Origin of the sequence: Paenibacillus pseudetheri (assembly GCF_924513355.1) — a bacterium.
GTDB lineage: Bacteria > Bacillota > Bacilli > Paenibacillales > Paenibacillaceae > Paenibacillus_AQ > Paenibacillus_AQ pseudetheri.
This window is the reverse complement of the sequence record NZ_CAKMAB010000034.1, coordinates 1-23,430: the sequence shown is the minus strand read 5'-3', so window position 1 is coordinate 23,430 and position 23,430 is coordinate 1. Positions and strand designations below refer to the sequence as shown.

The following is a 23,430-nucleotide window of genomic DNA, read 5'->3' as shown; positions in this document are numbered from 1 at the left end:
ATACTTTCTATAAAAATAGCATAGACAAAAAGGCTTGTAAATATATTTATTTAAACCTTTTAATACTTTTATAAAATAAATAGTGAAAGTAACATGATTCTAATTAAAATCCATCTTATTCGTGAATTAGTTTCATTAATTTTTAAATTAAATTAGATTAAATGCAAAAAAAAGGGAAAAATCTCCCCTTATTTTTATCATTATACAAAATAAGGAAGGATGCTTTATTTATATGCTATATTAGTTTATAATTTCATGAAACAGTATTCATTTATGACCATTTGGAAGAAGGTATTGATAAATTGATCTATATTAAAGATTTAATGGGCGGTCTTGAAATATTCAAGGCGCTTAGTTCTGAAATTAGAATCCTCATACTCGAACTTTTAGCTACCAATCAAGCACTGAATCTGAATGAAATTGCCAAGAAGCTGAATCTCAGCAATGGTGCAATCACGATGCATATTAAAAAGTTAGAAGAAAGCGGTCTCATCGAGATAAACACATCCGTAGGTAAACACGGTATTCAGAAGGTCTGCTATTTAAATAAGGATAAGCTTATTGTTGATCTTCGCAGCAAGGATGTTGATAATCTCTACGAAGTAGAAATTCAAGTAGGACATTATAGCAACTATCAGGCTTTTCCGACCTGCGGACTTGCTACCAAAGACAGCATTATCGGCGACTTCGACGAGCCCCGTTATTTCGCTGATCCTCAGCGGATTGAATCTGAGATCATTTGGATGGCTGAAGGCTTTCTCGAATATAGAATTCCAAACTATCTTAAAGCCAATCAAACGTTCCGCGAAATCCAATTCTCGATGGAGATTGGCTCTGAGGCCCCTGGATCTAACGATAACTATCCCTCCGATCTTTATTTCTACTTAAATGGAATTGAAATCGGCTACTGGACTAGTCCTGGAGATTTCGGAGACACCCGTGGAACGTTTAATCCAGACTGGTGGCCACCACATTTAAACCAATACGGTATGCTCAAACTGATCCGTATTAATAATGAAGGAAGCTTTATTGACGGTTGCCGGATTTCTGACGTGACCCTGGATGACATCCAGCTTGATTACAAGAGCGAGCTTACTTTCCGGATAGCCGTAACGGACAAGCCTGTAAACAAACGCGGGCTCACTATTTACGGCAAACATTTTGGCAACTATAGCCAGGATTTACTCGCGAGAGTACTATATGATGTACATGAAGTAGAAATTGGCGCTTCTCGTACTGCCGTTACCTTATCAGAGCAAAATAATTCCTAAACAAAAAGACCTTAGCACCAGCAATAACTGGTCTAAGGTCTTCTTTCGCTTTGTATATTTTTTTGAGTTTGACTCATAATAACCTTGTCTCCCAAACCACCGAGAAGGAGTGTTTCGAATGCGCGAAGGTCTAATTCCCGCTGTTCTTGGAACCGTCGTAACCGCTTCAAGCGCCGCTTTTCTTGGAAGCAAGTATAAGATGGCAGCAACAGGCGTACTTGGATTTGGTCTGGCTCATATCGTATTGGGTGCCATTGATCTGTTTGAGCATCGGTAAGGATTGGAAGATGCCGGGTGGCGGAAACACTGCCCGGTTTTTTTGATTTATATAGGCATTTTTAAGGCCAATAGCGGCAACCCTATTCTCCCTCTGCTCTGCAACCGAGCTCACAAAAAGAAGGGCTGTCTCATGAGCTATTTTCATAGCTTATAGGACAGCCCTTCTTAGCATTGTTGAATATTTATTTTATAGCAATATAAAACAAACGTTCCGCATCATCATCCGCCTCTATCCATTCGAAATCGGCGTAAGTCTTCACATCACTAAATCCAGCCTTAAACAGTTCATCCTTCATCCACTGGGGATCGTAGGCACGCTGAACATGCGTTTCTTCGAAACGACGATATACATCACTCCGTCCCTCTTCGCGAGCGAAAATGGACAGATGATGTTCTATTTCGCGGCGTGGAACATCCATCTCACAAGTCCAAATATAGGACACCGACGGTTCGTCCAGAATAAAGGGCTGCTCTTCTTCATAACGGATCAGTGTGTTCGGATGATGCACATCGAACAGAAAGGTGCCGCCTTGCTTCAGACCTGCAAAGGTACTAGCAAAGACAGCTCTGACATCGTCTTCTTCCAGTACATAGTTCAGACAGTCACAGAAAGAAATCACAGAATCTACAAGCTCTGGAAGCTCCCATTCCTTCATGTTTTGTCTGATCCAACGAACACTACCTTCGCGCAAAAAGCGCCGTCCCTGGGGATGCTCCTCCATTTTGCGCTGTGCCACTGAGAGCATGTCTGAAGATAGATCGATTCCGGTCATATGATATCCTGAACCCGCCAAAGGAATAGTGATACTCCCGGTGCCGCAGCCAAGCTCAGCCACGGTTACAGGCTTACCGTATTTGCTCCATGCGGTTTCAGCAAAGGAGATCCAATCAGGATACGGCATATCTGCCATGAGCTCATCGTATACATAAGCAAATTTCCCATAGGAAGACACTGGTACACCGCTTTCTATTACAACATTTAATATGATTCTGTTATTGGCATTTAAACGAGAAATATAAGGATAAAGTATAGTGTGAAACTTATACTTTATCCTTATATTTAAAATTATTCAGTTGTTTCTTCATTTCCCTCGGTTGAACCTTCCTCTTCCTTAGGAGCAAGATAAGTCCAATTCTCTTTTTGAGTAATATGGCCTTCCTTCATCAGCTTTCCAAGCGCACGCTTAAAAGCTGATTTGCTAATTCCGAAACGCTGCTTAATAATATCCGGTGGTGTTGCATCCGAATAAGGCATCGCTCCACCCGGACGGGCATGCAAGAATTCCAAAATCGTGGCAGAGTCTACATCCATGCCTACTTCTTTACGGAGACCCATAGAAAGGTTAACACGACCATCTTCGCGAATATGGGAGACACGTGCTTCGAACTGCTCTCCAAGTCGTAGTAGACGACTCCGTTCAGAGGAGTGGACCATACCGATAATACCAAAGCCTAAAACCCCAGCATCTACAAGAACAAAAGTCCCCATCTGCAGCGGTTTGTACACCCGGGCTGTCACAGTCTGTCCCATCCAGGATTCAGGCGCAGGAAGAGCTAGCGGAGCTAGTTCCTGTTCTCCAGCTAATTTAGCGCGAAGACGCCCCTGTTTATCATGCTCCATAATCGCATACACATAGTCTCCGATCTGAGGGCGCAGCTCTGGAAGCTCTGGAAGCTCACGAATGGGCAGCAGCAGCTGCCGTCCTAGACCCATTTCCAAGAAGCAACCTAGACGCGGATGGATATCAGCCACTTCCAATAAGGCCATTTCCCCCAATGTTAGAAACGGTTTCTTCATCGTTGCCGCTAGACGATCCTCGGTATCAAAGAAGATGAAGACTTCTACTTTATCGCCTGTCTTAACCTTCTCGGTAAGCTCTGTATAATGCAACATAACATCCTGATCTCCTGCATTCAGGAAAAATCCGTATGGGGATACCTCTCTTACTACATTAAGTGTAACTGTAGTTCCTGCAATCAGGCTCATACAGTCTCCACTACCTTCGCATCCGACCACAGACGCTCAATATTGTAGTATTCACGTTCATCGCGGTGGAAAATATGAACGATAACATCTCCGAGATCCATCAGCACCCAACGTGCTGAATCCATTCCTTCGATCCCCTTAATTACGCCGCCTGCTTCATGGACCACTTTGCGGACTTCGGTAGCGATGGACTGAACTTGGGTATCCGAATTACCGTGACATACAACAAAGTAATCACTAATCGGTGAAACTGTACGCAGATCTAATGCCACTACGTTCATTGCTTTTTTATCTTCCACAGCCTTAAGGGCCAGTTCTAACAGCTTGCTTGGTTGTACACTCATATTTTATCCTCCAATATTCTAACTAAATCATTACGCGCCAGTACCGTTAACGGAAAGATCACCCGGCGTTTTTCCAGTAGCAAACTAATCGTAGAATCAAATCCGGCGACTAGTCCATCTTCCAAACTTACTTTTGCCAGCTTACGTATCTTATCAACCCCTGGAAAATCGCGGCCAGGCTCGATATAGTCGGCGAGACAGACAATTTTCTCAAGTAAACTCATGTCTTCACGACCTGAGGTATGAAAACGGATCGCATTAAGAATATCTGGATCCGTGATCCCATAATCTTGCTCTGCTACATAGGCACCTACTTCCGAATGCCACAGCTGCTTGTCATGCTTCAGAAGATTCAAGTTCAGATGATTCTGCTCGATAATCTCCTTCATTCTCTCCACAGGCCAATACTTGGCCACATCATGCAGAATTGCCGCTGTCTCCGCACGCTCAGGATCAGCGCCGTATTGCTCCGCTAGTTGAATGGATGACTCCATGACGCCCAGTGTATGCTTCCATCGCTTAGCAGGCATTTGTGTCGAGACCGCCTCAATCAGAGCTTCGCGGCTGTATGCCATACAATCCACTCCTTTGAACATAATCGAACACTGCCTCAGGTACCATATAACGAATGGATTTGCCAGTTGCAGCCCGTTCTCTTAACATTGTTGACGAAATATCAACCAGAGGCATATCTGCTAGTAGTACCTTTTCTGCTATATAGGTTGGCAATGCGTCTAGATCAAGAGATGTTCCCGGACGACCTACGCCGATAAATGTAAGCCGCTGCACAAGCTCTTCAATCTCGTTCCATTTCGGTAAATACTGGACCATATCCGCTCCGATGATGAAATAAAGATCGAAGTGCGGATACGCCTCTTGCAGCCGTCTTATGGTCTCATACGTATAGGATACACCACCTCTGACAACTTCCCAATCTAATGTGCGAAAAGCTTCATGATTGTGTATCGCTTCCTGCACCATTGCCAGCCGATCTGCTCCAGATACCCCAGCCTCATGTTTATGAGGCGGAATATGTGAAGGCATAAACCATACTTCTTGAAGTCCATAAGTTTCTCTAGCTGCTTCCGCTGCCATCATATGACCAATATGAAGTGGATCAAAGGTACCTCCCATAATTCCAACTTTCAAGAGGACGACCTCCTCAGTAGTATGCTTTCAGGTATTAGCGTGGCAGCTCAATGGTTTTGTTATCACGTGATTCTTTGTACAAGACAATGGTCTTTCCGATCACTTGTACAAGCTCAGAACCCGATTGTTCGGCAAGTAGCGCACCGATTTCCTTGGGATTCTCAATATTGTTGCTCAGTATACTAATCTTCATAAGCTCACGCTTCTCAATAGCTTCTTCAATGTGGCGTACGAGGTGATCGTTTACTCCACCTTTGCCCACTTGAAAAATAGGGTCAAGGTGATGCGCCAATGAACGAAGATACCGTGTTTGTTTTCCAGTTAACATAAATGAATAACTCCTTAATTAACATATATTATTACCCTAAAATGATGAATCCATTTCTTACTCTTTTCCACCCAGACAATGGAGTATGGTCTGTCGCATGATTTCCGTAGGAGCAGGCTGCCCTGTCCAATACTCCAGTGCATAAGCCCCTTGATAGACAAACATCCCGAGGCCTCCATGAATCGTACAGCCTCGTTCAAGTCCTTCTAACAATAGACGCGTGCGCAGTGGATTATAAATCAGATCACTTACGACCATCCCTGTACGAAGCAGTTCAGGATCTATAGGTGTCTCATCCATATGAGGATACATTCCTACGGAGGTTGTATTGATTAGTACATCAACACCATCTAGCATTTCGGCTACTTCGTTCATGCTAATCCCAATCACATTCCCTTTGCTCTGGCACTCCGCAGCCAATTCCTGTGCCTTATCAACACTGCGATTAGCGATAAGGATAGAAGAAGGCTTCTCCTGAAGCAGTGCGGCAACAATTCCTCTTGCTGCTCCACCGGCTCCAATCACCATTATCTTCGTACCTGACAAATCAGAAATGGCTTCCGCTTTAAGCGAACGTACATAACCGATTCCATCCGTATTATATCCGGTGAGTATCCCGTTATTATTAACAATCGTATTGACTGCACCAACGGCTACCGCACTTTCATCTAATAGATCCACATAAGCCATCACCGCAACCTTATGCGGAATCGTCACATTTACCCCACGGAATCCAAGCGTGCGAATCGCTTGCACTGCATCCTCCAGATTCTCTGGAAGGATATGAAGCGGCACGTAAGAACCCGGAATTCCCAGTGCTTGCAGTGCTGCTTCATGCATAATTGGAGATTTTGATTGTATAATAGGATCTCCCATTACGCCCAGTAAAATATTCCCGGTATTGTAGCCCTCGGTTGCAGTTATCAAAGACACTGTAATAGCCTCCCCGTTAGATCATCGAAGGGCGGGTAAGCACCTTCACACCACGCGGAACGTGGATAGCCACGACTGCGCCTTCTGTCCCGTTGACCTTAATCCAGCCCAAACCTGAAATATATAGATCGCTCCGACTGCCTTTATTAATTCGGAACTCATGCCGTTGCCATGGGGGCAGCTTGTCCATCCGGTCACTTCCTGGAGGAGACAACATTTCACCACGATGGTCCGCATAAAGGGAATCTGCTCGTTCCAGTTTGGTGCGATGGATTTTTAGAGTACCACTAATAAAGCAAGTGAACGATTGATGGGGACCTTGCACGAAATCAAAACGTCCCAGTCCACCGAAGAATAGCGTCTGTCCTTCATTCAACTGATAGACAGCAGGCTTCAACGGATTAGCCGGCATAACTGCATCCAGATCCTGACGCTCAACTAGTTCACTATAACGCCATGGATACACGATCCCTGGCGTATCTATAATATAGTGGCCATCGTCTAGTGGGATTTTGACCGTATCGAGTGTTGTACCAGGGTAACGCGAAGTGGTTAACTCCTGCTCCAAATCACTATAGTCCGAAATCAAACGGTTAATAAGCGTGGATTTCCCTACATTCGTAGCACCCACTACATAAACATCACGCCCACCACGCAGTTCTGTTACGGCTTCCAGTAAACGGTCAAAGCCTTGATTACGTTTCGCACTACAAAGTACGATTTCAGCTGTCCGCAATCCCTCTTCTTTACAGCGTTGTTGCATCCAGTTACGCAGTTTATTCCAGTTCGTAACCTTAGGTAGCAGATCACATTTATTCACTGCAAGAATAACTGGGTTATTACCGACAAACCGCTGAAGGCCGGAAATCAAACTGCCTTCAAAATCGAAAATGTCAACAATATGAATAACAAGTGCATTTTTCTCCCCTACTCCACTCAGCAAGCGAAGAAATTCATCCTGGTTCACAGAAACAGATGAAGCCTCGTTATAATTCTTAATCCGGAAACAGCGTTGGCAAATCACAGGGTCCCGATCTAATGCGACTTCCGGAAGGTATCCTGGTTGATCCTTATGCTCCGTCTGAAGCTTGATGCCACAACCGCTACACTTCTCAGGACGCTGTGTTTCACTTTGTTCGTTCATTACTATTTATCCTCCTCGTGCCACAATCCTTTTTTACGAAGCCGTGTCAGAGCAATTCGCTCTACCCGGCGATTAAATCTTGTGCCGAACCCTTCATCCTTAACGGAGATTGGCAGAACCAATACGGTATACAGGCCAAGCCGATTGCCGCCGTATACATCTGTAAGCATTTGGTCTCCCACCACAATCGTCTGCTCCGGTGGCAACTCCATCTGCTTCATCGCTTTGAGAAAAGGAGCATTACTCGGTTTACGAGCCTGATGCACAAATTCAATATTAAGCGGTGTAGCAAAGCGTGACACCCGATCCATGTTGTTATTGGATACGATGATGAGCTTAAAGCCCACTTCCTTCACCTTCTCAAACCATAACAACAGCTCCGGAGTAGCCACAGGCGCTTTGGCACCGACCAGTGTGTTATCCAGATCCGTAATGATTCCACGGTATCCCTGTCGATACAGCTCTTCTAGAGAAATATCGAATACCGTATTCACCCGGAGTTTGGGAACTAACATTTCAAACAATACGTTCACCTCGATTTCATACAAAAAACTATAACATACTACATGCGCTACGCAAATAAATCTATAGCAATGATTTACTGCATGAACGCTATTTCTTGGATCTTATCGTTCTCCGCAGCCGCAAAGCTTCAGTATACACGCTCTGCCAGTCTTTGTCTTCAATAACATCAGGGCTATACTTCGCTTGTTCAAACATCGTTAGCAGTGAAGAAAGATGATTGGCCACAGCAGGTCGTTCCTGACTCCAACGGACTACGGCTTCACGCAATGTTTCATGCTCTTCCTTCATCATTCCCTTACGATGCAAATACCTTACCCAACGCTCAGTTTCAGCCACAACTTTCTGATCAGGCGTTAAAGGCCGGCCCATTCGCATCTGTTGAACGAAGAAGCGAAGCTTAAAGCGAATATGCCAAACTTTAAAAATAGACCAGGATAATAATATAACCACTGCCGCCAAAATTACCCATAAACCCACATGGAAGCCTTGATCTGCTTGTGCATTAGTTACAGGTGCAGGTGTAGGTTCTGCCGTTTCATCTTGATCTTCCGGATCTGTCTCAGGTATTTGCTCATTCTTAGTCAGTAGAGGAGCATTAAACCCCGGTGTAGCTTCAACAGGAATCCAACCATACTCACCAAAATAGACCTCTGCCCAGGAATGGGCATCTGCATTGGTAATCGTGTAATTGTTATTTGCCGCACCCACCTGCTGCGCCAGATTCATAGGCAATTCCGGCTGTTCTCCAGGTGCATAACCCTTAACCCATCTTGCAGGAATGTTTAGGGAACGTGCCATAGTGACTAGTGCCGTAGAATAATAATCACAGTAACCTTCCTTCAGCTCGAATAAAAATCCATCTACAAAATCCTCACTTGAAACACGTGCTATATCCGGCTTGTTGGTATAGGGAAAGGTTTGTTGTAAGTATTGTTGCAAAAGTGCTGTTTTTTCATACGGTGTTTTTCCTTGTGCTGTAATTTCCTCGGCCAGATCTTTGACCCGTTGAGGGAAGTCATCAGGCAACTGAAGAAAGCTTTCCTCCAGATCATTACTTTTGTATAGCTCCTCATAGGTCTTTGCTGTCAATTCCTGAACAGGAATGACGGGAACTTCAGAAGTCAGCACAAAGGTCGAAGGATAGTCGAGTTTCTTCCCATCCAAATCCCATAGAAGCTCACTATCACGATCTCTCCAGAAAAGCCCCTCGGCTGCCTCACCATTCAATGAATCCACCGAAGTTACAGAATAAGCACCGAATAACACTGGAAATTCATTATTGTTAAGCACTTTAACCGTCTGCTTCAATGTGCGGGTAGTGACCTTAGAAGCCACACTTTGCTCCAGGGATTTCCCCGTCTCCACCTCTTCTATAGGTCCTCGCTTCAATCGATCCTTATCCGACCATCCACTTCCAGAATAGACTCTACGAGTTTCTCCTCGCATATAAACACGTAAATCTGAAACCACTGTCATCACCGGGGTATAATCGAAGTTAAAGCCCCCGCCCAGGTTGTCATCATTCAGACTATAGCCAGACGAAGTATTGTTAACCGAGGAACTTGAGCCCGTATTGGAATTCGTTGTTCCAGTTGTACTCTTACCAGAAGACTTCCCAATTCCATTCCACTCTTGCCACGCCGTATAAGGATCCGTCAAAGTAGGCCTTACATCCGGCATATTCACACCGATTAAAATAACCAGAGAGAAGACGATTACGATATTCATGACTATTTTCGAGGGATATTCCAGCAAATGTACCCATCCACGCGGATAATGTAGCTGAAAACTTCTCAGGTGCTGGCTGACAAGCCATCCCATACCCGCAAATACCGTCCAAGCCACTTCCTGCCACAATACAATAGATGTAAAGGAATCAAGAGCTGCCAGCGCTACAATGTTCATTCCTATAAACCATAAGATACGCTTCTTCGAGGATACCCACCAAGACGACAGCAACAGCAAGGCAGAGGCACCAAGAGCAAACCAGATATACGGGACCATATACACACTAATATCTTGGAGCTTATCCAGAAGGGTCGTAGCCCATGGATCAGGAACATAAATTCCATCATTAGAAATGATGCGGTAAACGATATAGATAATAGCTACTGCTTCCATAATCAGTCTGAATTGAACTTTAACAGGGATAAAAATCTCAATGACGGTAATCGTTAATAGGGCAGCCCATACAGAAGCAGTGGTTTGATTTAACCAGATGGGTTCCGTATAAGAAATCCACTGCTGTGCAATAATCAATAGCCAAAATAGGCCGACGGAACGGTGCCAAGAGAATTTTATCTGATTCCACCAGGTTCTCATATCATCCTTCCCCTCCTAACACGGAGGGAAGCTCTTGAAGCGAGCTAATACCATAACCGGTTATTCCACGAGACCTAAGGACGTCTATCCAATCGTTACCACTACTATTTATCTCTGCGGAATTTCGCACATGAATGTGAGAAGCAGTCATTCCTCTGCTGTCAGCCCAGCGTAGTGCATCAAGTACAGGCTGTCCACGCTGTGGACTAATTAACACGAAGTAAGAGCCCTTAGGAAACATACGGTATCCTTTTTCCAACCGGGAGATAAGCGGACCTCGCCCCTCAGCGTTTAGATCGATTAAATATTGAATCATCTTCTGACGCTCAGCAGCACCTTCAACGGGTGCGAACACCTTCGTCGTCTTATCCAAACAACACAGACCAATTCCAATTCTCTCTCGAATGCCGAAGCCGAGGAGTGATGCCGTCACCGAAACTGCTAGTTCGAATTGATTTGTATTCATATAAGCTGATGTGCTTCCGTCAAGAACTAGAATGGTTTTGGGAATCGACTCATGCTCAAACTCTTTGGATTTCCAAGAGCCTGTCTTAGCAGTAGCGTTCCAGTGAATTCGCGTCAAGCGATCACCATATACATAGTCACGGACGCCATTAATCTGTGTGGTTTCACGGCGAGATTGAACAACGGATGTCTGCGGCCCAGATAGCCGGGACTTTCTCTCATATAACTGCCAGCGCGGAACGTAGATCGCACGAGGCAAAACCTGAAATTGTCCTTCCGATAAAAATGTCCCCTTATGCTCGACAAGCCCAAATATATCTTGGCTGATAATATCTGTATTAGAGAACATGTAAGTTCCACGCTCTAAGGCTGGTGTCTGAAACTTTAGTTCTCCAATGCCTCTGAGGCTTGGGATCACACTTTCTTCAAATACCCACGATTCTCCATTATGCCGCTTAAGAACCTCCCTTACAACAACGTAAGGCAAGGGCAAAATCCCGGGAATTGTAACCTTTAATTTTACACGAAGATGCCCTCCGGCAGAGAGCAAATCCCCCTTGTCTTGTTCAGAATAAAGACTGCGTGTGCCCTTAGCTCGCCGAACGCCTCCTAAACCTCCAGCAATCAAATATGCAATAAGTACAGAGACCATGATAAACAACATAAATGCAGTTTTCCCGCCCTGAAAAAGTACATATAAGAGTGTAATGCTCCAAATTACAAGGATGCTTGCAAGTTTAGATGGCTGAATGATGGCTGCAACCGACGACAAATAACGTCTCATATCATTGCCTCATCGTAACAGGCACATGAATGCTCTGCAGAAGCTTTTGAAGCAAAGATTCTACACTAATATTATCTAGGCGCGACTCTGGACGCAGCAATATACGATGACCCAAGGCAAATGGAGTAAGGATCTTCACGTCATCAGGCAAAACGTAATCTCGTCCTTGCAAAAAGGCATAAGCTTTACATGCCATCATAAAGGATAGTGAGGCACGCGGACTTGCACCCAGCATTACAAGTGGATGTTCTCTTGTCTGCCGCACAATATCTAACAAGTAATTCAGCACAGGATCGCTCATGAAGATGTCGCGAATTTCTTCCTGAATCCTTGCAATTTGTTCCATGCTTGTTACTGGCGAAAGCCTGTCCACCGGTTGGCCTTCCTGATGGCTCAGCAATAAATTTTTCTCCGTCGCTGCATCAGGATATCCAAGGCTAATTCTCAGCATGAATCGATCTAATTGGGCTTCAGGCAGTGTATAGGTTCCCTCAAAGTCTATCGGATTCTGGGTAGCGCATAACATGAAAGGATGAGGAAGTGGATACGTTTCTCCATCTACGGTAACATTTCGTTCCTCCATCACTTCCAGAAGTGCGGATTGTGTCTTCGTAGTAGCACGGTTAATTTCATCGGCTAGCAAAATATTCGTCATCACCGGACCAGGCCGGAAATGAAACATCTCATCCCTAGGATGATAGACAGATACACCTGTAATATCACTCGGGAGTATATCTGGATTACACTGAATCCGGCGATATTCACCGGACATTGATCTTGAAAGTGCGCGTATTAGCTGGGTTTTTCCTGTTCCCGGTACATCCTCGATCAATACATGACCACCAGCAAGCAGAGCGGTTAACAATAATTGTATTTCAAATGATTTTCCAAGTATGCAGGATTCCAAATTAGTGCGTACAGCATTCATGGTGTGCATCGATTCTTGACGTACGGGCATATATAATCCTCCTAGCCAGAATAAGCAGTATTATTTATATTTTACATGATTAGAGGACCCAAAGTACATTGTTGAAGATCACGAAGTGAGGATACAAAAAAAACCATAAGATGAAACATCCTACAATTAATAAAATAACAAAAAAAAGATTGCCGTCTTTTTCTGACGACAACCTTTTCATGTAGCATCAATTTTACCCCTTCGGCCGTACAACTAAGGCTGCCAAAAAGGAGAACACAATAGCTGACGAAATGCCCGCACTTGTAATATCAAAAATACCCGTAACTACACCGATCCAGCCATCCCGCTCCAGCTCCGTTAATGCCCCATGAACCAAGGAGTTCCCAAAACTTGTAATTGGAATGGTTGCCCCAGCACCCGCAAATTTCACAAGTGGGTCGTAGATACCAAAAGCATCAGCAATCGCTCCAGCTACAACTAAGGTACTCATCGTATGTGCAGGTGTCAGCTTCAATACATCGAACATCAGCTGCCCTATAACGCAAATGGCTCCTCCAATCAGAAAAGCCCATAAGTAAATCATCATTATGCTTCACCTCCACTCTCTATGGCTACGGCATGAGCAACACATGGAATACTCTCTCCCTGTTGATAAGACAAAGGTGATAAAAGTGCACCCGTTGCCACTATTAGCACTCGTTTAAGCTGACCTTTTTTTAGACGCTTAAGGATATGACCATAGGTTACAACCGCTGAGCACCCGCAGCCACTTCCTCCAGCGATCACATATTTTTGTTTCTCCAAGTCGTAGATAAGCAGACCACAATCATCAAAAGTAGTTTGCTCCATAGGAATTCCCTCTTTGGCCAACAGGGTTTTGGCTATAGGTAACCCCACGGATGCCAGGTCGCCCGTAACAATTAAATCATAGTGCCCGGGCGATAGACCTGTATCCCGAAAATGGGCAGTGATTGTATCCGCCGCCGCAGGTGCCATAGCCGTCCCCATATTAAAAGGATCTGTCAAACCAAGATCCATAATACGTCCAAGTGTGGCTGACACCACGACTGGATGGGTACCAGAGCCGTCATTTTGACCCACTACAGCACAGCCCGAGCCTGTAACTGTATATTGCGCCGTTGGGGGTTTCTGTGAACCATATTCCGTTGGATAACGAAACTGCTTCTCTACTGTACAGTTATGGCTGGATGTTCCCGCTAGCGCATACTTACCGCCTCCAGAATCAACGATCATTGAGGCAATCGCAAGGCTCTCCATAGAGGTAGAGCAAGCACCAAAGACCCCGAGGTAAGGCACACCCAATTTTCTTGCCGCGAAAGAGCTGCTGATAATCTGGTTCATCAAATCTCCGCCGACAAAGAACTCCAGCTTTTCTTTATCGATATTTGCATTTATCAGAGCCAGCAGGGAAGCCTTCTCGAAAAGAGCGCGCTCCGCCTTCTCCCATGTCTTCTCATCCATTTCCAGCGTATCAAATATAAAATCAAAGTCTGCAGCTAAAGGACCTTCTCCCTCTTCTGGCCCTACTACAGCGGAAGAACCTAAAATAACGGGACGGTTCGTGAACTCCCAGGTCTGACTACCAAGCTGTTTCATGTATGTGCACCTCCGTCTACGCCCAAAAAGAGATAGACGATACCAATGATGAAAGCAGCGACGGCACCAAATACGATGACTGAACCCGCAAGCTTAAACATATTGCCGCCTACACCAAGTACAAGGCCCTCAGCGCGATGCTCTAGAGCTGCAGAGCACATACTGTTTGCGAACCCGGTCACTGGGACTGCAGTTCCTGCACCAGCCCATTGAGCCATTTTGTCGTACACGCCAAAGCTGGTCAGAATTACGGAGAGCAGGATCATCACCGCGACTGTCGGACTGGCAGCTTCTTTGGAGGTCATATCGAAGATTGCCATAAAAGCCTCCTGAATCCCTTGTCCAATAACGCAGATTATGCCGCCAGCAATAAACGCTCGTAAGCAGTTTTTGAATACGGGCCTAGCAGGAACAAAAGGCTTGGACAATTTCTCATAATCTTGTGGAGTCAGGGTGTCAAGTTTCAGCTTGACACCTGATTTCTTAGTTTTAGCCGGCATTGAGGCACCTCCTGAAAGTTAGGCGAAGGGGGCTGACAAGCATCATAGTACTCACTTTTAAGCCCCTTAAGTTGTTCTTCGCTTAGAAGTTTTCCTTATTGTTTGCCATCCTCCGCTTCGTTATGTCCCTCCAGTTCAGGAAAAATACAGTAACACAACAATCAGCAATAAAAAGAGCACAAAAATAAGCACTGCTTCTCTTTCCCTTGGATTGTGGCGCCAGTATCGTCTGCGCGTTCCGTTTCCTTGTAGGCTCCTACTTGATAATCCTACCTGCACCCTTCTTGGGGGTACGCTACCCGCTACCCTCATTCATCTTCGCATCCTTTCTAAGGCTCCTGCCACCAAAGCCTCTAATGTATAGTATTCGTGGAGCTCGTGCCCGGTGTTCATTGTCTCTTGTCATGGACAAGTGAGCCCAGAATGTTCATACTAGGTTGCAGGAAGAAATAACGATGCCGTCCATTATGGATAACATCCGTTTCTCGTAGAAATATAAGAATGATGTATAAATATGTTCTTATATTTTAATAAAGGAGTGAATTCATATGAATCAAGAAACATTGGACATGTTCAAAACACTTACCGAATTTCCCTCAGCCCCAGGATTTGAACGCGAACTCCGCGCTTACGTCAAGGATGCTATGACTCCTTATACTGAAGAGTTCGTACAAGATCGTCTCGGAAGTTTGTTCGGCGTACTGCGCGGCGAAGAGAACGGGCCAAAGATTATGGTCGCCGGGCATTTTGACGAAGTAGGTTTCATGGTAACTGGAATTACTAACACCGGAATGATCCGTTTTCAACCACTTGGCGGCTGGCTTGCCTCTGCTGTTGCATCCCAGCGCCTACATATCATTACACCTAAAGGAACGCTGACCGGAGTTGTTGGCAGTACGCCTATCCATTTGCTAAGCAACGAAGAACGTGGTAAGACTGGCGAAATCAGCAAAATGTATATTGATATCGGTGCAGACAGCCGTGAAGAAGCAGAAAGCTTTGGCGTTAGACCAGGCCAACAAGTTCTGCCGATTTGTCCTTTTACCCCCCTTGCTAATCCCAAAAAAATCTTGGCGAAAGCTTGGGACAACCGTTACGGCGTAGGTCTCGCCATTGAACTAGTTAAAGCATTGCACGGTAAAAAGCTGCCGAATACCGTTTTCGCTGGTGCCACTGTACAAGAGGAAGTAGGTCTGCGGGGCGCGCGTACTGCGGCTAATCTCCTGTCACCGGATATCTTCTTCGGTCTGGACGCGAGCGCTGCTGCCGATATGACAGGTGACAGCCAAGCATTTGGTCATCTGGGTAAAGGAGCTCTCCTGCGCATCTTCGATCCTACGATGGTTACACATCGCGGTCTGATTGAATATGTACAAGATACAGCGGATACTCACCGGATCAAATATCAGTATTTTGTATCCCAAGGCGGAACAGACGCAGGTCAGGTTCATGTTAGTGGAATTGGCGTTCCTTCCGCAGTAATCGGAATATGCTCCCGCTACATACACACCGCTTCATCAGTAATTCACAGTGATGACTACGATGCTGCTAAAGAGCTTCTGATCAAGCTGGTAGAAGGCCTTGACCGGACTACACTACAGACAATTATTGAGAACAGCTAATCGCATAAGGAATGAGAGAAGAAGCCCTCAAACACTTTTACAGTGATCGAGGGCTTCTTTTTATGTGAATAGAACTGATTTAAATCATATCTAGCGGTACTTTCCAAGAAGGTATTGGGAAAGCTTCGTCCAGCTTCCAAATTTCTTCATTACTTAGCGTAATCAAGCCTGCAGCGGCATTCTCAATGACGTGCTTACGAGAAGAAGCTTTTGGGATAGAAATAACATCCTCTTCACGCATCGTCCAAGCTAGCATAATCTGAAGCGGAGTTGCCTGATGCGCACTGGCGATTTCCTGAACGACTTCACTCTCGATTACTCCTTTTCGGAGTGAACCTGCTTGAGCAAGCGGTGAGTAAGCCATTACCGGGATCTTGTGACTTCTCTGCCATGGGAGAAGTTCAGTTTCAATTCCTCTGGACCCTAAATGATATAGAATCTGATTGGTTGCACAATGAGTTCCCCCAGCAATACCAAGCAGCTCTTTCATATCGTCGACATCGAAATTGGATACACCCCATCTTGCTATTTTTCCTTGAGAGACTAGTTTCTCCATACCTACAACAGTCTCTTCTAGTGGAATATCTCCCCGCCAATGCAGCAAGTAAAGATCCAGATGATCCGTATTCAGGCGTTTCAAACTTTCTCCACAGCTGCGGATAAGTTGCTCATTCCCGGCATGATGTGGATAGACTTTTGACACCAAGTAAACTTGATCCCGAAGGCCTTGGATAGCCTCACCTACTAAAAGCTCTGAGCGTCCGTCCCCATACATCTCAGCCGTATCTATTAAATCCATGCCTAGTTCCACGCCTAATCGCAGGGCAGCAATCTCTTCCTCCCTACGGGAAGCGTCGTCACCCATATTCCAAGTTCCCTGCCCAATTCTGGGAAGTGACGTTCCATCCGGAAGCAGCATGCGGTTAGATTGGTTCATTCTTGCGATTTCAGCCAAATGTTCGATTGAATCCTTAGTCATATTAAAAATCCCCTTATTGAAGTATTGTATACTTACTTTATACGACCTATAAGAACCTTTCTAAACATCTGAATCGTGTCCAATTTATAACTAATCTCTCTTTTGAAGAGAAAAAGTAAAGAATGAATACCTAACTAAGCTATCAGCTTTAGTCCCACAGCAGCCCCCAGAATCATAATAATACAGACGATCCGGCGCCAGTCTTTGGCCTCTCCATACAATATCATCCCCAGAATCGCTCCGCCGGATGCACCGATCCCCGTCCATACCGCATAAGCTGTTCCCATCGGCAGACTCTTCATAGCTAAAGACAGGAACAGAAAGCTTGCTCCAAAACCAAGAAAGAGCAGCGCGAACGACAGGAAATTTCGGTGTTTATTCAACCTATTAATCATAGCTACTCCAAACATTTCAAATAAACCAGCAACGACCAGAAATACCCATGCCATTTAAGACGCCCCCTTTACTTCGGCTTCTTTGGTCACCATTTTCAATCCTATAACGCCTGCCAGCAAAATAACCACTAGAACCAGCTTCATCAACTTGAACGGTTCTCCGAATAAAACCATGTCCGCAACTACTGTCCCTGCAGTTCCTAGACCAACAAACACGGAATATACCGTGCCGACCGGCAATTTGGTACTCGCTGAAATCATCACATAAAAGCTTATTATTATAGCTACCACAGTTATCAGCCACTCCCACATCGTGGCGGCATGTTTTAAGCCGATGACCCACATGACCTCGAAAACAGCTGCACCAACTACCTTTAACCACTCTGAATTGTTCTTCATTCCAAGCCCTCCTTCAATTCACTAACTTTATAATTGCCCACGAAACAAACAAATAAGCCCGGAAGGTCGTCGCCATATATGGCGATACCTCCCGGGCTTTTATCCCTCCGTGTAGACACGAACGATGCTGTTCGTGCGTTTTCCCTCGGACCAGACCAGCTGTGCACCAGCTGCGGAACCCTAGAAAACAATAACTATTAAGTTACATCGTATGGTAGCAAATCTGGATGATAAAATCAACCTTTTCTAAATAAAAAAAGAGCAAACTCATAGCAACTATGAAGAGAGGTTGAAGCTAAGCGTTAATTCCATTTCTTTAAATCCATTTATTCAATATTATGGTACAATTTAAGAAAATACAGCTTATAATGAACAACTGAGAGGGCGATCGATAATGGTCTTTGGGATACTGTTTATTGGTGTTATAGTATTTATAATCGTACAATCCGTAGTTCGTAATGGTTCAAACTCGAACAGCAACCGATTTGAAAGAAATAGACGAGATGACGCCGCCAGCATGTCTTTTATGGCAGCTAGCCATCCAGATCTGCTGGATCCAAATAATCCGAATCATTCTAATCACCAACATCAACATCACCATCAACACCATCACGGGAGCGAATCCCATCACCATTCCGGACATGACAGCGGTCATAGCTGGGGTGGGGATAGCGGACACAGTGGCGGGGGAGATTTCGGCGGAGGAGATTCCTGTGGCGGTGGCGGATGTGATTAGAGCGTTACTCTATAATAAAAGGAAAAGGGCATCCCTGATATTGCTTCAGGAATGCCCTTTTTATGTTTATAGACCTTTTAATACATCAAGAATCTTTGCTTGCGTGTGACTTAAAAATTTCTCAGCACCGTGCGAGTGTAGTGGTTCACTCCAAACAAATCCATCGCCTTCGTATCTAGGGATGATATGCATATGGTAATGAGTCAAATCGTTAAACTTCCCACCGTCTTGGCATATGCGTATGCCATCTGGTTTGAACAAAGTCTTCAGAACAGCCGATAACCTCTTCGACCCGTCCATTATCGCATAGGAAGTCTCTGAATCGATTTCTTCGAGATCCAGGTAATGCTTTTTAGGAAGGATCAGAATATGCCCTTCGTTAAACGGAGCGATATCTAGCACACAAGTTATAAATTCATTCTCATATACTACTTTTACGTTAGGCTCAATTCCGTTTGCAATCCGACATCCCAAGCACTCCATATTCGCACACTCCATCCCATAATCAAAGGTCATCTTTATTATTAATTAAATTGAAACCGGCTGAGAAGCACCTCACCGTTAAAGACTACATAAACATCGGTAGTACCAGGCTCCACGGATACTTCGCCAGTCAGTGTGCTCCACTGTTGCAGAACTCCACCAGAAGGGACTGTCACGGTTCCAACCAGTTTCCCAGCTGCGCTTCCAGTTCTGATCTCAATGCTGCCACCTTTTGCGGAGGAGACCAGAGCTTCAATTGCTACTGCTCCATGATCGAACAATACGTCATTAAAAGCGATCCAAGCGCCCTCTTTTACCGGATGTACCGAAGCCCCGCCTGCTTTGCATTCGTCCAGATATACGCCTTCGTAGTCATCATAGTTCTCTGCTTTGGTGTTGTTATATAAATTCCGGGAAGGTATAATGTCCCCTTTAACCTTTACTATTGAGGACAACTTAATATCAGCAGAAGAACGGCCGATCAGAAGCGCGTACTCTCCATTTTCGACGCAATATTGCTCACGTGTGACATCCCAGAATGCGAACTCTGTAACTGGTAATGCAAACTCTACTGTATGCGATTGACCTGCGGCTATGCTTGCTTTTACAAAACCCTTTAATTGTTTAATCGGACGTTTGACTCGGGAATTCAAAGCCTGCACATATAGCTGAACAACCTCGTCCCCATCAACTGCCCCTATATTATCTACTCGAACGGAAATGTTAAGTGGATCATCTTGCTGAAGTTCCTTAGTGCTCAAATTTAGATCCTTATAAGTCACTTCAGCGTAACTTAGACCGTGACCAAAAGGATACAATGGCTCGCCGTCAAAGTACATATAGGTTCTTTTACCTTTGATAATATCATAATCCATTAGTTCAGGCAGCTGCTCTACAGAACGGAACCAAGTCATATTCAGCTTGCCGGAAGGACTGTAATCTCCGAACAACACTTCTGCAACCGCATTGCCCAGCTCTTGTCCACTGTGGGAAGTATACAGAACTGCCGGGATATTCTCGTCAATCCAAGTGGAAGAAATCGGGTAACTGCCGACAATAACTACCACTGTATTCGGATTCGCTTCATAGACTGCTTTGACCAGGCGCTCCTGCTCCTCCGGAAGCACAATATCAGGTCTGTCGATTTCTTCTTTTCCGTTAAGGAGTGGATGGTTACCGACAAAAACCACTGCTACTTCAGCAGCTTTGGCAGCTTCTACCGCGGCGTCTAGTCCGTTTGTAATGATATTCTTTTTGAAAAGATGAGCGTCCGCACTTGCGTCCTGATCTGCAACCCGCAGTGTGCCATCCTCAGCATTCACAGAGATCAATTTGTCATTCCAAGTCCGCAAAGAGACTTTACCCTCAGCTTCCGGGACAATGTTCAGGGATTCTTTTACAAACCAGCCGTAGATTTCATCAGCAGATGCTGTAAGTGTCTCCGCTTCGCTTAAAGTTACATACTGTCCACGACTTGTCGCCTTCAGCGTATTGCTGGTCCAGCCCCAAGCTGTATGTTGGAACAATTCTCCGTGCTCTGCTATGTCATGTTGTACAGCCAGCCTTCCGTCCTCACCCGTGATTCCGATGGCTTGGCCGTTTGCAGCTGAAGTAAGAATGATCTGATCTGCGCCACTCTCAAAAGTAACATGTTTACCAGGCATCTTTTTGCTAACACCCTGCAGCGGGGTCACTCCATAAGGTAATGTGCCGGAATACCAGTCTCTGAAAGCTTCATCGCCAAGTGGACCAATAATCGCCACTTTGTTTAATTCAGTCTTGCTCAGTGGCAATGTTGCCTGATCATTCTTCAGCAGCACAATGGATTGTTTGGCAGCTTCCAAGGAAAGTTCGGCATGCTTTTTGGTAAGAATTACGGAATCGTCGATTGCTGCGTATGGATTACCTTCAGCGGGGTCAAACTCTCCCAGACGGAAACGAACTCTAAATGTGTTAGTTAGTGCACGATCCAGATCTTCCTCTGCCAGTAGGCCTTGGTCTAGTGCTTCATGAAGAACCTTGATCGTCTCCTCGGTTTCTTCTGTTACGCTGTCAATTCCGTTTTTAATAGATTCCGCCATCGACTGTGCAAAGGATTCATAATATTCATGGTCCTTCACAATCCCGAATAAATCTCCGGCATCACTGACGATAAAACCGTCCATGTCCCATTCACCTTTGACCACACCCATCACTGCTGGGTGAAGAATAACAGGTACGCCATTCACGGAGTTATAGGCGGTCATCATAGACTGTGCGCCACCTTCTTGAAAAGCAGGCTTAAATGCTTCCAAATAATACTCACGCATATTTCTCGGATCGATGCTGGCAGAACAATTTCCGCGTTCGATCTCGTTGTTGTTCCCTAGGAAGTGTTTAAGCGTTGCGACCGCTTTCAAATACACGGGGTGATCACCTTGGATTCCTAGTACAAGAGATGTACTGAGTTGTCCAGTTAATTCCGGATCTTCACCATAGGCTTCTTCCGTTCTACCCCATCGTGGATCACGCTCCATATCCACCGTTGGTGCCCATAACGTCAGGCCATTCACCGTTGGATTCTTTTTGTAAAATGCTCTTGCTTCATCTCCAACGGCCGAGCCGATTTCCTTCATTAGCTCTGGATTCCAAGTACAAGCCAGTCCGCTTGGCTGAGGAAAAGAGGTCGCTTTTCCAAGCCAGGAGATTCCGTGTGCCGCTTCTGTACCGTGCTTATAGGCTCCAACGCCCAAACGCTCTATGGCAGCTTGATACTGGGGGATCAGGCTTACTTTTTCATCAAGCGTTAATCTGGAGATCAAATCCTGCACTCGGTCATTTAAGGGTAAATCAATCTGTTGAAATAGATATTTAGATGTCACTGTTTCCATCAAAATCGCTCCTTCGATTCAAGTTGATAGCGGTTTCATATGTTCTCGAGGTAATTGTCTGTGTCTAACACAAATCTGGTCTATCAACATAATCATAGAAGATTAGCCCGATAAGTAACACCTTAACAATCTAAGTGAAAATCAGGTCAAAATTAGAGATTTTTGGGGTGCCACGCTCGCCCAGTTTCCCTTGGTGAAGTGAGATGCGGATGAGAATGGGGAGGCAGATTGGCTCGGGAATGGTATCCGAGGCATTTTTGCCTTCCTTTCGCCCAATTCCGGTCTTTTGGGCGATATCCGAGGCATTTTTGCCTTCCTTTCGCCCAATTCCGGTCTTTTGGGCGATATCCGAGGCATTTTTGCCTTCCTTTCGCTCCATTCTGGCCTTTTGGGCGGCATCCGAGGCATTTTTGCCTTCCTTTCGCTCCATTCTGGCCTTTTGGGCGGCATCAGAGGCATTTTTGCCTTCCTTTCGCCCCATTCTGGCCTTTTGGGCGATATCCAAGGCATTTTTGCCTTCCTTTCGCCCCATTCTGGTCTTTTGGGCGATATCCGAGGCATTTTAGTTAGCTCACCATAGCTGAAAATTCTTGAAGGAATGGATATATTCATATCTACAAACTATGCCACTCTCCTCTGAAGTTACGGGACTGAACTTCCCTTTTTCACAGAGAGCACTCAACCCTTTTCTAGCCGTACGCGGATGAATCCCAAGCTCCCTCACCAAATCAACCGGCCGGATGCAGCCATTCGAACGCACAGCAATCCGCAAAATATCACGCTCCAGTCGGCTAAACTCTTCTTTCTCTTCTATTGTGAGGTATGGCATCAACAAGGATCTAAGCAAAGTAATCGTAAGTTCAGGACTCGAATCCAGATCATCATAAGGAATCGCCACCACCCGATAACCCGCGATTTGCAGATAAGTCTCACGATTCAACTCCTGTCTGTAGCGCGTTCGGTCTGTGTTTTGCACATGCGGGCCATAGCCTTTAACTTCAAACGCAAACTTAACCTGTCCAGGCTTCCACACAAAATCAACAAAGTAGGGCTTGCTACGCCAATCTAACACTTCATATTCAGGATGAAGGTCATTGAAATGCCCCATCATCGGCCACCATACCTTCTCCAAAAACATCCGTTCACCATGCCCGTGTCCCCGCTCCAACCTCCCCCGCCGTTCTCCCGCTCTTCGCCTAATATGATCCTCCACCCACTTACGATGCTCCTCCGTAAATCCCATACGTCACCCTCCTTCTCTAGAGTAAAAGGCTGAACAAATTCAGCCCCTCCTCATCAAACCGTACGTGAGGTTTTCCCTCATACGGCTTTCCGATGTCCGTCACTCATGGGCATGCAGATTACAATAACGTTTTAAG

At 45.3% G+C, this 23,430-nt stretch carries 26 protein-coding genes and 1 riboswitch; of the genes, 4 read left to right on the top strand and 22 right to left on the bottom strand.

Annotated features, from left to right (window positions below; translation table 11 throughout):
* The first annotated feature begins 302 nt into the window (after positions 1-302).
* Positions 303-1,271, top strand: a complete 969-nt coding sequence (locus L1028_RS23220) for an ArsR/SmtB family transcription factor (protein WP_234540178.1) — start codon at positions 303-305, stop codon at positions 1,269-1,271.
* A gap of 118 nt (positions 1,272-1,389) precedes the next feature.
* Entirely contained in the window at positions 1,390-1,548 is a 159-nt protein-coding gene (locus tag L1028_RS23215; RefSeq protein ID WP_234540176.1) for an asparagine synthase, read from the top strand.
* A gap of 184 nt (positions 1,549-1,732) precedes the next feature.
* On the opposite strand, the gene L1028_RS23210 is transcribed toward L1028_RS23215, so the two are convergent.
* The 15 genes from L1028_RS23210 to spoVAC all read right to left on the bottom strand — a co-directional run bounded on the left by L1028_RS23210 (position 1,733) and on the right by spoVAC (position 14,567).
* Entirely contained in the window at positions 1,733-2,503 is a 771-nt protein-coding gene (locus L1028_RS23210) for a class I SAM-dependent DNA methyltransferase (protein ID WP_234540174.1), read from the bottom strand.
* Positions 2,504-2,616: 113 nt separating this feature from the next.
* Positions 2,617-3,537: a CvfB family protein gene (locus L1028_RS23205; RefSeq protein ID WP_042185974.1), complete on the bottom strand. Its 921-nt coding sequence runs from the start codon at positions 3,535-3,537 to the stop codon at positions 2,617-2,619.
* A complete protein-coding gene (gene rsfS / locus L1028_RS23200) occupies positions 3,534-3,881 on the bottom strand; it encodes a ribosome silencing factor (RefSeq protein ID WP_042185972.1) in 348 nt (115 codons plus the stop codon). The genes L1028_RS23205 and rsfS overlap by 4 nt, the downstream gene beginning before the upstream one ends.
* Positions 3,878-4,456, bottom strand: a complete 579-nt coding sequence (gene yqeK, locus L1028_RS23195; protein ID WP_234540172.1) for a bis(5'-nucleosyl)-tetraphosphatase (symmetrical) YqeK — start codon at positions 4,454-4,456, stop codon at positions 3,878-3,880. Before yqeK ends, rsfS begins: the two co-directional genes overlap by 4 nt.
* Positions 4,428-5,030 (bottom strand): nicotinate-nucleotide adenylyltransferase, encoded by a 603-nt coding sequence (locus L1028_RS23190; RefSeq protein WP_234540170.1) that lies wholly within the window; start codon positions 5,028-5,030, stop codon positions 4,428-4,430. The genes yqeK and L1028_RS23190 overlap by 29 nt, the downstream gene beginning before the upstream one ends.
* Positions 5,031-5,064: 34 nt before the next feature.
* Positions 5,065-5,358 carry a ribosome assembly RNA-binding protein YhbY gene (gene yhbY / locus L1028_RS23185; RefSeq protein ID WP_042125377.1) on the bottom strand — a complete coding sequence of 98 codons (294 nt, stop codon included), beginning with the start codon at positions 5,356-5,358 and terminating at the stop codon, positions 5,065-5,067.
* 57 nt (positions 5,359-5,415) lie between these two features.
* Complete coding sequence (gene aroE / locus L1028_RS23180; protein ID WP_279306908.1) at positions 5,416-6,291, bottom strand: shikimate dehydrogenase; 876 nt, start codon at positions 6,289-6,291, stop codon at positions 5,416-5,418.
* 16 nt (positions 6,292-6,307) lie between these two features.
* A complete protein-coding gene (yqeH, locus tag L1028_RS23175; RefSeq protein WP_234540168.1) occupies positions 6,308-7,435 on the bottom strand; it encodes a ribosome biogenesis GTPase YqeH in 1,128 nt (375 codons plus the stop codon).
* Between the two features lie 2 nt (positions 7,436-7,437).
* Positions 7,438-7,959, bottom strand: a complete 522-nt coding sequence (locus L1028_RS23170) for a YqeG family HAD IIIA-type phosphatase (RefSeq protein WP_234540236.1) — start codon at positions 7,957-7,959, stop codon at positions 7,438-7,440.
* An 88-nt stretch (positions 7,960-8,047) separates the two neighbouring features.
* The gene (locus L1028_RS23165) at positions 8,048-10,282 is read right to left on the bottom strand and encodes a DUF4129 domain-containing transglutaminase family protein (RefSeq protein WP_234540165.1); all 2,235 of its coding nucleotides are present in this window, start codon (positions 10,280-10,282) and stop codon (positions 8,048-8,050) included.
* A 1-nt stretch (position 10,283) separates the two neighbouring features.
* A complete protein-coding gene (locus L1028_RS23160) occupies positions 10,284-11,531 on the bottom strand; it encodes a DUF58 domain-containing protein (RefSeq protein ID WP_234540163.1) in 1,248 nt (415 codons plus the stop codon).
* 1 nt (position 11,532) lies between these two features.
* Positions 11,533-12,489, bottom strand: coding sequence for an AAA family ATPase (locus tag L1028_RS23155; RefSeq protein ID WP_234540161.1), 957 nt, complete (start codon positions 12,487-12,489; stop codon positions 11,533-11,535).
* A gap of 193 nt (positions 12,490-12,682) precedes the next feature.
* Positions 12,683-13,033, bottom strand: a complete 351-nt coding sequence (gene spoVAE, locus L1028_RS23150) for a stage V sporulation protein AE (protein ID WP_036675923.1) — start codon at positions 13,031-13,033, stop codon at positions 12,683-12,685.
* 2 nt (positions 13,034-13,035) lie between these two features.
* Positions 13,036-14,067, bottom strand: a complete 1,032-nt coding sequence (gene spoVAD, locus L1028_RS23145; protein WP_234540157.1) for a stage V sporulation protein AD — start codon at positions 14,065-14,067, stop codon at positions 13,036-13,038.
* Complete coding sequence (gene spoVAC, locus L1028_RS23140) at positions 14,064-14,567, bottom strand: stage V sporulation protein AC (protein ID WP_234540154.1); 504 nt, start codon at positions 14,565-14,567, stop codon at positions 14,064-14,066. Before spoVAC ends, spoVAD begins: the two co-directional genes overlap by 4 nt.
* 548 nt (positions 14,568-15,115) lie before the next feature.
* Here spoVAC and L1028_RS23135 point away from each other — a divergent pair.
* Positions 15,116-16,189 carry a M42 family metallopeptidase gene (locus L1028_RS23135; protein WP_042185952.1) on the top strand — a complete coding sequence of 358 codons (1,074 nt, stop codon included), beginning with the start codon at positions 15,116-15,118 and terminating at the stop codon, positions 16,187-16,189.
* A gap of 79 nt (positions 16,190-16,268) precedes the next feature.
* Here the strand turns inward: L1028_RS23135 and L1028_RS23130 are convergent, their stop codons facing one another.
* From L1028_RS23130 to L1028_RS23120, 3 genes are all read right to left on the bottom strand, one after another.
* Complete coding sequence (locus L1028_RS23130; RefSeq protein ID WP_279306907.1) at positions 16,269-17,168, bottom strand: aldo/keto reductase; 900 nt, start codon at positions 17,166-17,168, stop codon at positions 16,269-16,271.
* 134 nt (positions 17,169-17,302) lie between these two features.
* Positions 17,303-17,617 (bottom strand): DMT family transporter, encoded by a 315-nt coding sequence (locus L1028_RS23125; RefSeq protein ID WP_042125359.1) that lies wholly within the window; start codon positions 17,615-17,617, stop codon positions 17,303-17,305.
* Positions 17,618-17,962 (bottom strand): DMT family transporter, encoded by a 345-nt coding sequence (locus tag L1028_RS23120; protein WP_234540150.1) that lies wholly within the window; start codon positions 17,960-17,962, stop codon positions 17,618-17,620.
* 86 nt (positions 17,963-18,048) lie between these two features.
* Positions 18,049-18,157, bottom strand: a riboswitch (guanidine-I (ykkC/yxkD leader).
* Between the two features lie 199 nt (positions 18,158-18,356).
* Here L1028_RS23120 and L1028_RS23115 point away from each other — a divergent pair.
* Positions 18,357-18,698 (top strand): hypothetical protein, encoded by a 342-nt coding sequence (locus L1028_RS23115; protein WP_234540147.1) that lies wholly within the window; start codon positions 18,357-18,359, stop codon positions 18,696-18,698.
* Positions 18,699-18,764: 66 nt separating this feature from the next.
* Here L1028_RS23115 and L1028_RS23110 read toward each other — a convergent pair whose 3' ends face one another.
* The 4 genes from L1028_RS23110 to L1028_RS23095 all read right to left on the bottom strand — a co-directional run bounded on the left by L1028_RS23110 (position 18,765) and on the right by L1028_RS23095 (position 23,294).
* Entirely contained in the window at positions 18,765-19,181 is a 417-nt protein-coding gene (locus tag L1028_RS23110; RefSeq protein WP_234540144.1) for an HIT family protein, read from the bottom strand.
* A gap of 41 nt (positions 19,182-19,222) precedes the next feature.
* Positions 19,223-22,051, bottom strand: a complete 2,829-nt coding sequence (locus L1028_RS23105; protein ID WP_234540140.1) for a glycoside hydrolase family 3 protein — start codon at positions 22,049-22,051, stop codon at positions 19,223-19,225.
* A gap of 130 nt (positions 22,052-22,181) precedes the next feature.
* Positions 22,182-22,583 (bottom strand): hypothetical protein, encoded by a 402-nt coding sequence (locus L1028_RS23100; RefSeq protein WP_234540135.1) that lies wholly within the window; start codon positions 22,581-22,583, stop codon positions 22,182-22,184.
* Between the two features lie 39 nt (positions 22,584-22,622).
* Entirely contained in the window at positions 22,623-23,294 is a 672-nt protein-coding gene (locus L1028_RS23095; RefSeq protein WP_234540133.1) for a hypothetical protein, read from the bottom strand.
* Positions 23,295-23,430: the final 136 nt, after the last annotated feature.

What these genes read in the sequence shown, in the direction of transcription:
- L1028_RS23125 (WP_042125359.1), bottom strand. Translation starts at nt 17,617, where the DNA reads ATGGCATGGGTATTTCTGGTCGTTGCTGGTTTATTTGAAATGTTTGGA.
- L1028_RS23155 (WP_234540161.1), bottom strand. Translation starts at nt 12,489, where the DNA reads ATGCCCGTACGTCAAGAATCGATGCACACCATGAATGCTGTACGCACT.
- spoVAC (WP_234540154.1), bottom strand. Translation starts at nt 14,567, where the DNA reads ATGCCGGCTAAAACTAAGAAATCAGGTGTCAAGCTGAAACTTGACACC.
- L1028_RS23110 (WP_234540144.1), bottom strand. Translation starts at nt 19,181, where the DNA reads ATGGAGTGCTTGGGATGTCGGATTGCAAACGGAATTGAGCCTAACGTA.
- L1028_RS23215 (WP_234540176.1), top strand. Translation starts at nt 1,390, where the DNA reads ATGCGCGAAGGTCTAATTCCCGCTGTTCTTGGAACCGTCGTAACCGCT.
- yqeK (WP_234540172.1), bottom strand. Translation starts at nt 4,456, where the DNA reads ATGGCATACAGCCGCGAAGCTCTGATTGAGGCGGTCTCGACACAAATG.
- L1028_RS23105 (WP_234540140.1), bottom strand. Translation starts at nt 22,051, where the DNA reads ATGGAAACAGTGACATCTAAATATCTATTTCAACAGATTGATTTACCC.
- L1028_RS23205 (WP_042185974.1), bottom strand. Translation starts at nt 3,537, where the DNA reads ATGAGCCTGATTGCAGGAACTACAGTTACACTTAATGTAGTAAGAGAG.
- L1028_RS23120 (WP_234540150.1), bottom strand. Translation starts at nt 17,962, where the DNA reads ATGAAGAACAATTCAGAGTGGTTAAAGGTAGTTGGTGCAGCTGTTTTC.
- L1028_RS23095 (WP_234540133.1), bottom strand. Translation starts at nt 23,294, where the DNA reads ATGGGATTTACGGAGGAGCATCGTAAGTGGGTGGAGGATCATATTAGG.
- yqeH (WP_234540168.1), bottom strand. Translation starts at nt 7,435, where the DNA reads ATGAACGAACAAAGTGAAACACAGCGTCCTGAGAAGTGTAGCGGTTGT.
- rsfS (WP_042185972.1), bottom strand. Translation starts at nt 3,881, where the DNA reads ATGAGTGTACAACCAAGCAAGCTGTTAGAACTGGCCCTTAAGGCTGTG.
- L1028_RS23115 (WP_234540147.1), top strand. Translation starts at nt 18,357, where the DNA reads ATGGTCTTTGGGATACTGTTTATTGGTGTTATAGTATTTATAATCGTA.
- yhbY (WP_042125377.1), bottom strand. Translation starts at nt 5,358, where the DNA reads ATGTTAACTGGAAAACAAACACGGTATCTTCGTTCATTGGCGCATCAC.
- L1028_RS23160 (WP_234540163.1), bottom strand. Translation starts at nt 11,531, where the DNA reads ATGAGACGTTATTTGTCGTCGGTTGCAGCCATCATTCAGCCATCTAAA.
- spoVAE (WP_036675923.1), bottom strand. Translation starts at nt 13,033, where the DNA reads ATGATTTACTTATGGGCTTTTCTGATTGGAGGAGCCATTTGCGTTATA.
- L1028_RS23100 (WP_234540135.1), bottom strand. Translation starts at nt 22,583, where the DNA reads ATGGGGCGAAAGGAAGGCAAAAATGCCTTGGATATCGCCCAAAAGGCC.
- L1028_RS23165 (WP_234540165.1), bottom strand. Translation starts at nt 10,282, where the DNA reads ATGAGAACCTGGTGGAATCAGATAAAATTCTCTTGGCACCGTTCCGTC.
- L1028_RS23130 (WP_279306907.1), bottom strand. Translation starts at nt 17,168, where the DNA reads ATGACTAAGGATTCAATCGAACATTTGGCTGAAATCGCAAGAATGAAC.
- spoVAD (WP_234540157.1), bottom strand. Translation starts at nt 14,067, where the DNA reads ATGAAACAGCTTGGTAGTCAGACCTGGGAGTTCACGAACCGTCCCGTT.
- L1028_RS23135 (WP_042185952.1), top strand. Translation starts at nt 15,116, where the DNA reads ATGAATCAAGAAACATTGGACATGTTCAAAACACTTACCGAATTTCCC.